General features: G+C 36.6%; 10 protein-coding genes. 2 read left to right on the top strand and 8 right to left on the bottom strand.

Annotated features, from left to right (window positions below):
- From ilvB to W908_RS03505, 8 genes are all read right to left on the bottom strand, one after another.
- Positions 1-1,734 carry a biosynthetic-type acetolactate synthase large subunit gene (gene ilvB, locus W908_RS03540; protein WP_053819958.1) on the bottom strand — a complete coding sequence of 578 codons (1,734 nt, stop codon included), beginning with the start codon at positions 1,732-1,734 and terminating at the stop codon, positions 1-3.
- 122 nt (positions 1,735-1,856) lie between these two features.
- A complete protein-coding gene (gene lpxC / locus W908_RS03535; RefSeq protein WP_053819957.1) occupies positions 1,857-2,768 on the bottom strand; it encodes a UDP-3-O-acyl-N-acetylglucosamine deacetylase in 912 nt (303 codons plus the stop codon).
- Between the two features lie 3 nt (positions 2,769-2,771).
- Positions 2,772-3,986: a cell division protein FtsA gene (ftsA, locus tag W908_RS03530; protein WP_053819956.1), complete on the bottom strand. Its 1,215-nt coding sequence runs from the start codon at positions 3,984-3,986 to the stop codon at positions 2,772-2,774.
- A gap of 10 nt (positions 3,987-3,996) precedes the next feature.
- On the bottom strand, positions 3,997-5,004 hold the full coding sequence (gene dusA / locus W908_RS03525) for a tRNA dihydrouridine(20/20a) synthase DusA (RefSeq protein WP_053819955.1): 1,008 nt from the start codon (positions 5,002-5,004) through the stop codon (positions 3,997-3,999).
- Entirely contained in the window at positions 5,001-5,474 is a 474-nt protein-coding gene (locus W908_RS03520) for a CinA family protein (protein WP_053819954.1), read from the bottom strand. The genes dusA and W908_RS03520 overlap by 4 nt, the downstream gene beginning before the upstream one ends.
- On the bottom strand, positions 5,474-7,987 hold the full coding sequence (gene pepN, locus W908_RS03515; RefSeq protein WP_053819953.1) for an aminopeptidase N: 2,514 nt from the start codon (positions 7,985-7,987) through the stop codon (positions 5,474-5,476). Before pepN ends, W908_RS03520 begins: the two co-directional genes overlap by 1 nt.
- On the bottom strand, positions 7,987-8,781 hold the full coding sequence (locus W908_RS03510; RefSeq protein ID WP_053819952.1) for an undecaprenyl-diphosphate phosphatase: 795 nt from the start codon (positions 8,779-8,781) through the stop codon (positions 7,987-7,989). Before W908_RS03510 ends, pepN begins: the two co-directional genes overlap by 1 nt.
- Before the next feature lie 8 nt (positions 8,782-8,789).
- On the bottom strand, positions 8,790-9,881 hold the full coding sequence (locus tag W908_RS03505; RefSeq protein ID WP_053819951.1) for a class I SAM-dependent methyltransferase: 1,092 nt from the start codon (positions 9,879-9,881) through the stop codon (positions 8,790-8,792).
- A gap of 74 nt (positions 9,882-9,955) precedes the next feature.
- Between W908_RS03505 and W908_RS03500 the strand changes: the two genes are divergently transcribed.
- Both W908_RS03500 and W908_RS03495 read left to right on the top strand, forming a co-directional pair.
- The gene (locus W908_RS03500) at positions 9,956-10,675 is read left to right on the top strand and encodes a pteridine reductase (protein ID WP_053819950.1); all 720 of its coding nucleotides are present in this window, start codon (positions 9,956-9,958) and stop codon (positions 10,673-10,675) included.
- Positions 10,676-10,935: 260 nt separating this feature from the next.
- Positions 10,936-13,134 (top strand): Rne/Rng family ribonuclease, encoded by a 2,199-nt coding sequence (locus tag W908_RS03495; RefSeq protein WP_053819949.1) that lies wholly within the window; start codon positions 10,936-10,938, stop codon positions 13,132-13,134.
- The last annotated feature ends 5 nt before the right edge of the window (positions 13,135-13,139 follow it).

Here is a 13,139-nt window from a genome sequence, read left to right as displayed (position 1 = left end):
CTACACCGCATTAAAATCTGTTTCATCTTTAGATACCATTTCATCTCTACCTGCTAGCAACATATCACAGTGTGCACCGCCAGCTGGAATCATTGGGAATACATTTTCTGAAGGATCAGTAATAATATCAAGAAAAACAGTTCGATCTTTTTGATTAAAGGCCTCGATTAAGGCAGGCTTTAAATCCTCTTCTTTTTCAACTTTAACTCCAATATGTCCATAACTTTCAGCAAGCTTAACAAAGTCTGGCAATGCATCCATATAAGACATAGCATAACGCTTTTCATAAAAGAATTCTTGCCATTGTCTAACCATTCCTAAATATCCATTATTAAGATTAACAATCTTTACTGGGGTTGCGTATTGAAGCATCGTTGAGAGTTCTTGAAGCATCATTTGTATACTTCCCTCACCAGTCACGCAGGCAACATCTTTTTCTGGCCGAGCAAGCTTAGCTCCCATTGCTGCTGGCAAGCCAAATCCCATAGTTCCTAGACCACCAGAGTTAATCCACTGTCTTGGTTCATCAAAAGGATAATATTGCGCAGCCCACATTTGGTGCTGCCCAACATCTGAAGTTACAATAGCCTTTCCTTCTGTGACCTCATATAGCGCCTCGATAACTGACTGGGGTTTAATAACCCCTGGAGATTTAGCATAAGCCAGAGAGTCAACTTTTCTCCAGTCTTCAATTTGGGACCACCATTTCGAAATATCATCAAGCTGCATATCTTTTAATTCATTAGTTAAGGCTTGAAGAACTTTTTTTGTTTGTCCAACAATTGGAATATCAGCAACAACATTTTTTGAAATTTGTGAAGGATCAATATCAATATGAATGAATTTTGCAGTTGGACAAAATTTCTCTAAATTTCCCGTAATTCTATCGTCAAAACGAGCACCAATTGCAACAACACAGTCAGATCCGTGCATCGACATATTAGCCTCATAGGTCCCATGCATTCCTAGCATTCCTAGAGATTGCTTATCAGTCATTGGATACGCCCCTAAACCCATAAGTGTCTGAGTAATTGGGAATCCAAGCATGCGCGTAAATTTACGAAGTTCCTCTGAAGCGTTACCTATGACACAACCTCCTCCCGCATAAAGAATAGGCTTTTTTGATTTTGCAATTAACTCAGCCGCCTTTCTAATTTGACGACTACTTGGTTTTGTAGTTGGCTTATAGGAACGGATTTCAATTGATTCTGGGTATTCTTCCTGTTCCATTTTTGCAATCGTAATGTCTTTAGGAATATCAATAACTACCGGTCCAGGCCTACCAGTGGTGGCAATATGGAAAGCTTTTTTAACAGTAATAGCAATCTCACTAATATCTCTAACTAGAAAATTATGTTTTACGCATGAGCGGGTAATGCCTGTAGCATCAACTTCTTGAAAAGCATCCATGCCAATAAGTGGAGAGGGAACTTGACCAGAAATAACAACCATAGGTATCGAGTCCATATGCGCAGTTGCTATTCCTGTAACAGCATTAGTGATTCCAGGGCCTGAAGTCACTAGAACCACACCTGGCTTACCATTAGTTCTTGCATATCCATCTGCCCCATGGGCAGCGCCCTGCTCATGACGAACAAGAACATGGGTAATTTTATCCTGTGCTTCTATTGCATCATAGATGTGAAGGACAGCTCCTCCAGGGTATCCAAAAACATGCTCAACACCCTCTTTTTGAAGACAGTCTATAAGTATTTCAGCGCCATTTAATTCCATCGCTAATAACAGTGATTTAAAAGTTTTCGATTATACCCAAAGAATTTAACTCATAAAAGACTATGTTGCTGGCAGATTTGCTTTTAGAATAAGGGTAAAGAGAGTATAAATTAATTGTTTTATTAAAGGTCGTTTTGCCAATCTTCGGAATAAAATTGGATTGGAGAGTCTGCTTCTTCAAAAGTTTCAATAGTAAAGGCATCTGGCTGGGAAAGAATAGCTGATAGTAGCTGATCATTAAGCATATGGCCTGTTCTAAAGCCTTCATAGTGACCGATTACATTGCCTCCTAAAAGGAAAAGATCTCCCACAATATCTAAAATTTTATGTTTCACAAATTCATTATGATAGCGCATACCATCTTCATTAAGAATGTCATCATCTGAAAGTGCAATTGCATTATCTTTACTTGCTCCTAATGCAAGATTTTGTTTTTGAAGCATCTCAACATCTCTCTCATAACCGAATGTTCTTGCTCTGGATATTTCCTTTAAGTAGGACTGCTCTGAAAAATCAATCGTTAACTTTTGCCCACTCTCTTTTATCTTTTTATGATCAAAATCAATTTCTAATGTCACCTTAAAACCATTATGAGGTGAAACTTGTGCCCATGACTCACCATTCTCAACTCTAATAATATCTTTAATGACAATAAATCTTTTTGGAGCATTCTGTTCTTCAATACCTGCAGACTGAACTAAAAAAATAAATGGCGCAGATGACCCGTCCATAATTGGAACTTCGAATGAATCAAGCTCAACCAATAAGTTATCAATACCAAGAGCTGAAAGAGCTGACATTAAGTGTTCAATGGTAGATACTTTGACGCCTTGATTTTCAAGGCCAGTTGATAAAACAACTTCATTAACAAATGCACTATGCGCATGAACCTGCTTGCCTCCAGCATCTAATCTTTTAAAGACAACGCCATGATCTTCTGCTGCTGGAATCAATGTTAAATTGACTACCTTTCCACTATGGATACCAACGCCTCGAGCTTTAACTATTTTTTTAATTGTTCTTTGTTTAATCATTAATTAAAAATTACCTACAATCGCTTTCTTTAATTTACCTATCACTCCATTATCACCATTCGAAACGATAAATTTAGCTTTACTTAAATCTCCTTCATGCAAAAGGAGGCCAATACTTCCAGTGTATTTATAGTCCGTAAGTAAAGATTCCAATCCTGAAATTCTGGATCTTTGTATTGTTCCTATTTTAACTCTTTTAGAGAAATAACCTCTCACAAGTTCTTCTATTGATTTAATTTCACAACCACCACCAGAAAGAACAAAACCTGATTTGATGATGGAGTCTAAATTATGATGCTTAAGTTCATTCTTCAGTGCTTGAAAAATCTCTAAATAAGCCTCTTCAATAACTTCAGACAAATCAAGACTCGAGAGCTGATGCTGCTTCTTCAAACCCTGGGTGAAATCAATAAATTGATCCTCACTTTTAGCTATTGATTTAGCAGAACCATAATTTTCTTTGAGTCTTTTTGCCTCCTCTAAGGAGGTATCAAACGCATAGGCAATTTCTTGAGTTACTTCATCACCTCCTATTTTAATAATTCCACTATGCACTATGCCCTCTTCTTGAAATACAGAGTAGCTTGTTACTCCCGCACCAATATCAAGGAGGCATATGCCTCCATTTTTCTCCTCTTGAGTCAGAACTGCATGAGATTTAGCAATTGAATTGAGTACAATCTTATCAACCTCAAGATTACTCTGTTTGAAGCAGTTTTCAACGTTCCTAACACTTGAACTTGACACAGTAATAATATGAACTTTTGACTCTAAAACTTGCGCCTCCATGTCTATTGGATTATCTACAACAACTGACTCGTTAATCGTAAACTTCTTTTTTATGATATGAAGCTTTTCCTTATTAGTTGGCGTTGAAATGGCCATCGCAGACTCAAGAACTGATTCTAAATCTTCTGAGCTGACAAATTCATTGACAGGAACCTTTCCCTTTCCATCAATGCAAGTTAAATGAGTATCCGATATATTGACACGGAACAAAGCCAAGTCAACTCCAAAACTTTCTTGTGTTTGTTCAATTAATTTAGTAATTTGTCTTGATAAAGAGTCAATTGAGAAAATTGAGCCCCTTCTGACACCTTTAGATGGACAAACATTATGACCAATTATTCTTAGGTTATCGTCATCTTTTTCAGCAACCAGCAAAGCAATCTTTTCTGTGCCAATATCGATACTTGCTACAAAGTGATTGCCTGCCATATTAAATTAGTCAAAGAGTTTGCAAAATTTTACCAAACCCCCAAAAGCTTTTAATCTCAGTTGAGCTATTTTTTTTAAAATCAAGCCAATCATTCAACTGATATAGATCAACAATTTGTCCACTTAATAATCTTCTGAATAACTTAGCATTAGCTTCACCATGATATAAACCCAGTATATGGCGAGTCATTGAGCGAATGGGAGTACCATTTTTATTTTGTTTTTTAATGTAAGTCATATATTTTTTCAAAACCTGTTCTCGATTTATCAAATTATTTTTTTCATCAAATATTGTCTGATCTATCTCTTTAAGCAAAAATGGATTATGATAGATTGAACGCCCCATCATGACGCCATCAACAAGCCGAAGGTGCTTTGTTATAGCCTCACAACTCTCAACACCACCATTAATGGTAATTTGTAAAGAGGGAAAATCTTTCTTTAGTTGGTAAACCCATGCGTAATTAAGGGGAGGTATCGTTCGATTTTCTTTTGGACTCAAACCCTTTAACCAGGCTTTTCGTGCATGCACTATAAAGTGCTGGCAGCCCTTGCTACTTATTTGAAATACAAAGTCAGAAAGTTCATCATAACTCTCCATATCATCAATCCCTATTCTATGTTTTACTGTCACAGGAATTTCACACTTATCAGTCATACTTTCAACGCATTGGGCGACAAGACTAGGCTCTTTCATGAGACAAGCTCCAAAGCTTCCAGATTGAACTCTGTCTGATGGACACCCAACATTTATATTGACTTCGTTATAACCCCATTCTTGAGCAATCATGGAGGACGTGGCCATTTCTTTTGGGTCGCTTCCACCGAGCTGAAGAACAAGTGGATTTTCACTAGCATCAAAGTCTAAAAGTCGACTCTTATCTCCATTGAGGATTGCTTTTGTTGTTATCATTTCAGTATAGAGCTGAACATTTTTACTGATTAAACGATAAAAGTACCGACAATGCTTATCGGTCCAATCCATCATAGGAGCGATGGAGACTTTTGAAGCATTCATTCGATTTTTGATGACAACTCTTCTAATGCAAAGGCAATACTTTGCGAGACAATCTCTGAACGGGCGCCAGAGAAGAATTGAGTGGTCGTTTCAACGCTTCCATTAATAAAAAAACCAAAGCAGACCATACCTACTGGTTTTTCAGCAGTCCCTCCAGATGGACCAGCAATTCCTGTAATGGCAATGGATAGATTACTATTAGATTTTTCACCTGCTCCAAAAGCCATTTCAAGGGCAACTTTTTCACTTACAGCGCCAAATATCTCAATTGTCTTTGGATCAACCCCAAGCATCTTGACCTTTGACTCATTACTATAAGTTATAAAGCCGCAATTAAAATAAGATGATGCACCAGCAATTGAGGTTAAAGAGCTCGATAATGAGCCGCCTGTGCATGACTCTGCTAAAGCAATAGTAAATTGCTTTGAAAGCATTAATTCGCTCAAATGTTTAGCTTTTAAATAGGACATTAAGCTTTTCCTTTTAACGCAGAATGAATAATCTCATAAACATCCTTGGAAAGATTATCACTCTGGATAATTGAATTGAGTTGGCTCTCTTGAAGCTTAGAGTATTGCGCTGTAAACCTTCTCCAATGGTTATAAATTCCAGCAAACCTTGCAGCAATCTGAGGGTTTAGTTGATCGAGCTCAATTATAACCTCAGTTAAAAGCTGATAACCCTCTTGGCAATGAAATTGGATACTATTTTGACTGAAAGAGCCAATCACTGAGCGTATTCTATTTGGATTTGTCATAGAGAACAATTCATGCTGCATTAAGCTTCTAACATTCTCTACTGATGAAACCGATGAAATACACTGTGTACTAAACCATTTATCCATCACCTGAACATCTGACTGATGCTGCTTATAAAACTGAGTAATGACATCAACTCTATAAGGGTTTTCAGAGTCCAGAAGGCACTGAAATGCGCCAAACTGATCGGTCATACATTCTGCTTTAATGAATTGCTTATAAGCAATATCATATTCACCCAGTTTTGATAAATAACTCAAGCATTTATTTTTGAGTGCCCTTTCACCTATCGATTGTGTCGATAAATCAAAAGCTTTAGGAGTGTTTAATTGATCATACAACTCCAACAGCTCGTCTTTAAAAGTGCTCGCAATAGAAAGAATCGACTGATTACGCTGATTATGGACTTCCTGGACATTAATTTTTCCAACATTTTGATGGATAATTTGCTCTGATGGCAGACTAATCATTTCGGATAGGAGTGAATAGTCAGATTCATTATTAAAAAGATTTTTAATCATTTGAAATAAGTCTTTCTCAATAACTTGATCTGGATTAAGGACGTACTCCAGCCATAAACTTTGAGCACTATCCCAACGATTAAATGGGTCAGTATCAGATGAAGCAAGATATATTTTGTTTTGTATTGAAAGATCTGAGCTAAATTTAATTGGCGATGAAAAACCTCGAAACCATGAAGGAATTGGCTTACTCTTTATATTATTAAATGAAATTGTTTTAACAAGTTCATCAATAATGATAAGACCAGATTCAATCTCTTCTCCATCTTTATCAATTAACCCAAACTGATTTGGAATCATGTAGGGTGTTTTTTGATTTTTTTGTGTGAAGGTGGCGCTATAAGTTTGATTATTTTCATCATAGTCATCCTCTACACTTACTTCAGGGGTCCCAGCTTGTGAATACCAAAGCATGAAACTTTCAAAATTTTTATCATTTGCATTCGCCATGCTTTCTACAAAATCATCTATAGTTACTGCGTCCCCATCATGCCTTTCAAAATATAATTTCATCCCTCTTTGAAATCCCTCTTCTCCCAATATCGAATGGATCATGCGAATAACTTCAGCGCCTTTTTCATAAACTGTTGAAGTATAAAAATTATCCATTGCGATGTATGACTCTGGCCTAACAGGGTGAGCCATTGGCCCTGAATCTTCAGCAAACTGTCTAGTCTTAAGTTGAATAACATCTGTAATCCTTTGGATTGCGCGAGATCTTAAATCAGAAGAAAACTCTTGATCTCTAAAGACGGTTAATCCCTCTTTTAAACTCAATTGAAACCAGTCACGGCAGGTCACTCTATTGCCAGTCCAGTTATGAAAATATTCATGTCCAATAATGGATTCAATCCTAATAAAACTTAAATCTGTAGATGACTCTTGGCTTGCCAGAACACAGTCAGAATTAAAAATATTTAAACCTTTATTTTCCATGGCTCCCATATTAAAATCATCCACAGCAACAATCATGTAAATATCTAAATCATAACTCAGATTAAACCTTTTTTCATCCCACTCAAATGCCTTAATTAAAGACTCCATAGCGAAGGCAGTTTTGTGCATATTGTGCGGTTCAACATAAACTCTTAAGTCAACTTTTCTTCCTGTTGAAGTGATATATTCATCTTGAAGAAAATCTAACTTGCCTGCAACTAAAGCAAACAAATAGCAAGGTTTAGGGGCTGGATCATGCCAGATAGCTTGATTATTTGTTTCTTCAATTAAGTTTCCGTTACTTAGGAGAACGGGATAGTGTTCTCGATTTGCATTGATCTTGGTCGTAAAGACACTAAGCACATCAGGTCTATCCAGGTAATAGGTAATTTGTCTAAAGCCCATTGCTTCACATTGTGTGCAGAAATTACCACTGGATTGATATAATCCATTTAAATCTGTTTTGCTTTCTGGATGAATTCTAACCTTAACTTCTAAAACAAAATCATCTGGCGGATTTAACAAAAATAATCCATCCTCTTTTAGCTCATAACTTACATCCAAGCCGTCCACTTTAATTGATATCAGCTCTAGTGACTCTCCATTTAAGAATAGCTCATTAACTGAATTACTTACAACTGGGTTCTTGTAAAAGACAATACGAGATGAGACGATCGTCTCCTTGTCTCCAAGATTAAAGTCAAGCTCGGTTGTTAGTATGAGGTGACTGCTGGGACGATAATCTTTCCTAAAAATAGGCTCTGGCATTAGATTAGAAATAATAGTGCTCCTAAAAGAATTCGATAAACAACAAATGGAAGAAAGCCAATTCTCTCTACCAGTCTAATAAAAAAAACAATTGTAAGATATGAAGTTAGAAATGCAACAACAAAACTAATTAAAAGAATGAGCCAGTCAATTTGATTTGGCTCTTGGAACAAATCAATTGTTTTTAATATTGTTGCAAGAATAATCACTGGAATTGATAAAAGGAATGCAAATTTGATTGACAAGCCTCTGGAAAGACCTATGAAAAGAGCTGCAGTAATTGTAATGCCTGAGCGTGAGGTGCCTGGTATTAATGCCAATGCCTGAAAGCACCCTATAACTAAAATATCCATACCTTGAATCATTTCGCGACTTTTGCCTAGAGACCTGTTAACCCAATCAGAGAGTCCAAGCATAATTCCAAAAAAAATGGTTGCATAGGCAACAACCTCAAAACTGCGAAGGTGTGTCTCAATAGCGTCATTAAAAAGAAGGCCAGTTATTCCAACTGGAATTGTCCCTAGAAGAATGCCCCAAGCAAGCAATGAATCTCCTTGCATCCTTCTATTTGCAACTGAAGAGAAAAAATCAGCTCCAAGCATAACTAGAGTCGACCTATAGTATAAAACTACAGCGCATAGTGTAGCAAAATGAAGAATGACATCGAAAGCAAGGCCTTGATCAGGCCAATCTAAAAATTTTGGCAGGACAATTAGATGCGCAGAAGATGAAATAGGTAAAAATTCGGTAAAACCTTGAATGAAAGCTAAAGTAATTGCTTGAACAATATCCATATTAATTTTTATAGCCTTTCAGTTAAGTTCTGCTCTTTGAAGCCATCTAATTTTACTGATTGTTTCTTTGTAAGAGCCATAACTTTAAAAACCTCACCCATCGCCCCAGGCATCACTAGTTGTTTTATTTCTTGAGCAAGCTTGATTTTGTTTTCCTCATTCTCTTCATTAGCAAGGAAGCTCTCAATACCCATTGAAATTAAAAACATGGACTGAGTCGAATATCCACCGACCTTAAAGCCAGAATCAATCGAGCTTTTATAAATATCTGTAAAGTTAACTGAAGCTGTTATGTCTTGATCCCCTATTTGAATAAAGGGATTATTGTTTGATTTGTGTCTATAAAAACACTTCAGGGTGCCATCAGTTCGCTGGGGATGTAAATATTCAGATTGACTCATCCCATAATCAATTAATAGAACAACGCCTTCGCTCATAAGATCATATAGAGATTTAATCCAGCCATCGGATTGAAGACTTACTTCAGTGGTGTAACCCTCAGGCAAATTACCTCCATAGGTAGTTTCAGATTTTAAGTAAGGCTGCTCAAACCTTTTCCATTGAAAGCAATTATCAATATAGTCAACTCCCAATTCATAAAACTGATTGTTTGAAAGTGTGATTCTTTTGACAGGAAACGCATCTAGAACCTCATTAGCAACCACCACTCCCTTAAAGTTACTGGGAAGCTCAGTTAACCATTCAACACGATTATAAATTTCAGGTAAAGCCTTTTTAAGAGTCTTTTGCTGTGTTTTTTTAAGTTGGGCACTTAATTCAATAATAAAGTATTTTTCAGGAAGTGAGTTTTGCCTTCCCAATTCAAATAGAATTTGGGCGGCAAGTATTCCACTTCCAGCACCAAACTCTAGAATATTACCATTATTTAAGACCTGTTTACATTGCCTGGCGAGACAAAAGCCAAAAAGATCGGACGTTTCTGGCGCTGTAATGAAGTCACCTTTATGGCCAAATATCGTTTTATTTGATCGATAATAGCCAAACTGATGATGATACAAAGCAAGATTCATAAAAACATCAAAACCAATTGGATTGTTATTGTCCTTAATGGTTTTAGATATAATATCTTCGAGGCTCATATGTGGAAATATTTTATACTGTGATCGCTAGATAAATTTTATAAAACAACAAATACATTTTTTAAGAGAATTCAATGAAAACAGCATTAATTACCGGCGGTGCAGCAAGAATTGGCGCTCAGATTGTCAAAACCCTTCATCACAATCAATTTAACATTATTATTCACTGCAATCAATCAAAAGATAAAGCTCAGTTGCTATGTGATGAACTTAACTCAATTCGGGCTAATTCTGTAGAGATTGTCTTAGGGAATTTAAACAATATAGATGAACTCGACTCTTTAGTTAGCTCAATTAAGTCAATCGATTTATTAGTCAATAATGCTTCTGTTTTTTATCCAAAATCAGTCGAGGATAGTGAAATGAAAGATTGGGATGATGTGATAAATATCAATCTAAAAGCACCTTTTTTCTTATCCAAGGGACTAAGTAAAACACTATCCAAAAATGATGGCTCAATTATTAATATTATTGATATTCATTCTGAAAGGCCATTAAAAAAACATGCTATTTACAACATCTCCAAGGCAGGCTTAAAAATGCTGACTCAAACCTTGGCCAAAGAGCTTGCTCCCAGAATTAGAGTGAATGGTGTTTCCCCGGGTTCAATTCTTTGGCCTCAGGACAGTGCTGAGATCTCTGAAGATGATAAAAACCTTATGCTTGAAAGAATAGCACTTCATAGGCAAGGCTCTCCTCAGGATATTGCAGACACAGTATTATTTTTAGCAAACTCAAACTATATTACGGGGCAAATAATCAATATTGATGGGGGTCGCACCCTAAACCAGTAAATAGGATGTGTAGGTCAATATGTGGTATAATTATATTGTCAAACATTTTTTTGACCAACAAGAATTTTTTTATAATATTTCAAAAAATTAATAAAATCGAGATATTGTAACGAACTATTTTTTTATGGGCTTATTGATGCCACATACATAACTTATTTAGCAATTGATGAATCTTTTTAATCAAACCTTAATTCCTATTCAATACATAAGTATTGGGGATATGTACGCACTCAATAGTCCAGATATAACAGGACTTCATAATGAATCACATTCTCATAAATGCTACCCACAAGGAAGAGATCCGGGTTGCAATCGTCAGGAACCAAAAGCTTACTGACCTTAATATAGAAACAAGCCTTAACAGGAAAACTAAAGGCAATATCTACAAAGCCAAAATTTCACGCGTAGAGCAATCCTTAGAGGCTGCTTTCGTTGACTATGGTAAAGACAAGCATGGCTTTCTCCCCTTCAAAGAGGTGTCTCCTTTTTTTGCTGAAGGCATTAAACCAAAGGGTGACAAACTCACCATAAGTGATGTCCTTAAAGAAGGACAGGAAATTATCGTCCAGGTTGAAAAAGAAGAGCGAGGTAATAAAGGTGCTGCCCTTAGTACCTTCATCAACTTGGCGGGTGCTTATATGATTTTGACGCCAAATAACCCAAAAAGCTCAGGCATCTCAAGGCAAATTAATGCCTCAGATCGCCAAGACTTAAAAAATTTACTACCGAGCCTTAATGTCCCAAAACATTCTGGATTGATTATCAGAACTGAAGGCGCCGGAAGAGGGGTGAGTGAACTTCAGTGGGAAGTTGACCATTTAACTCAGCTCTGGAAATCTATTAAAACAGAAACTAAAAATCAGGATGGTCCTTTTTTAATCTATCAAGAGAGTGATATTACAATTAGAGCTCTTCGTGACTATTTGAGAGAAGATACTGATAGTGTCATTATTGATGACTTAGAAACCTACCAAAAAGCGCGTGACTTTACAAATTTTGTAATGCCTCACTATCTTGATAAAATAAAGTTCTTCGATGTAACTGACCACTCACTTTTTGCTCACATGAGCGTGGAGTCACAAGTTAAAAATGTCTTTAACAGGGAAGTCGCTTTAAGGTCAGGTGCAACTATTGTTTTTGATGCAACAGAGGCACTTACAGCAATTGATATTAACTCTGCAAGGGCAACTAAAGGCACTAGCATTGAAGACACTGCTTACAAGGCTAACCTAGATGCTGCCGAGGAAATCGCATTACAGCTTCAATTAAGGGATATTGGTGGCCTTGTAGTTATTGACTTTATTGATATGGCATCTGAGTCTCATAGAACAGCTATCGAAAAGTTAATGGAAAAAGCAACAGCGAATGATAGGGCTCGCGTTCAGATTGGAAACATTTCAAGATTTGGTTTACTTGAATTATCGCGTCAAAGACTCATGAACTCGGTTGCAGAATCAACTGGGAAAACCTGTTCAGTATGTAACGGAAGTGGAACCAACCCAACCATACCATCATTGTCATTAAGAATTATTCGCCAACTTGAAGACAATCTTAACTCGAACAAAAATGGTGGCGATATAACAATCCAGTCAAGCGTCGAAGTCATTACCTACTTATTAAATGAAAAGCGGCATAACATCATTGAAATGGAAGAGAAGCATGGCATTAAAATTACGCTACTTCCAAATCAATATATGCACTTTCCTCACTATACAGTGAACAAGCAGAAGGGAGATAAAAGATCGCACCATAAGAGCTTCCAAGGCGTATCCAAGCCTCAGGAAAATCCCAATGTGATTAATTATGTCGATAAACCTGATATTCCAGCAATATCAACTAATCAGCCATCAACGAAAATGCCTGAAAAGAAAGTCTCATTTATGAGCAAGCTCACTGAAATATTCTCTTCAGATAAAAAACCTGCTCCTAAATCTAAAAATACAAGAGCTCCAAGTCGAAATAGAAGTAGAAATCAGAATAGGAACCAGAATAGGAACCAGAATAGGAGCCAGAATAAGAGTTCACAGGAAAATCAGAACAACACCCAAAATCCAAAACCTACTGCTAATGAATCAAAGGATGAGGGTCAAAAAAATAAAAATAATAAAAATAATCAAAATAGAAACAGAAATAGAAATAGAAATCAGAAAAATACTACAAATTCTAACCAAAAGCCAAGTGATACAGTAAACAGACCTGTTGAGGTCGCTACGAAGCCTGTTGAGGTTGCTACGAAGCCTGTTGAGGTTGCTACGAAGCCTGTTGAGGTTGCTACGAAGCCTGTTGAGGTCACCACTAAAACAGACAAGAGTAAAGATCCTAAGACTCCAAAGAAAACAACTCGTAAACCAGCAAAAAAGGTAGCTTCTAAAGCCAAACCTAAAAATGCAGATATTGCTGTAAAGTCATTAGAGAATAATAAGAATTCAACAATAAAACCAGACGAAGAACCTTCATAAGATTT

Source organism: Candidatus Pseudothioglobus singularis PS1 (genome assembly GCF_001281385.1).
Classification (GTDB): Bacteria; Pseudomonadota; Gammaproteobacteria; order PS1; family Pseudothioglobaceae; genus Pseudothioglobus; species Pseudothioglobus singularis.
Note: the sequence above shows the minus strand (reverse complement) of the source record. Positions and strands in the feature narration are given on the sequence as shown.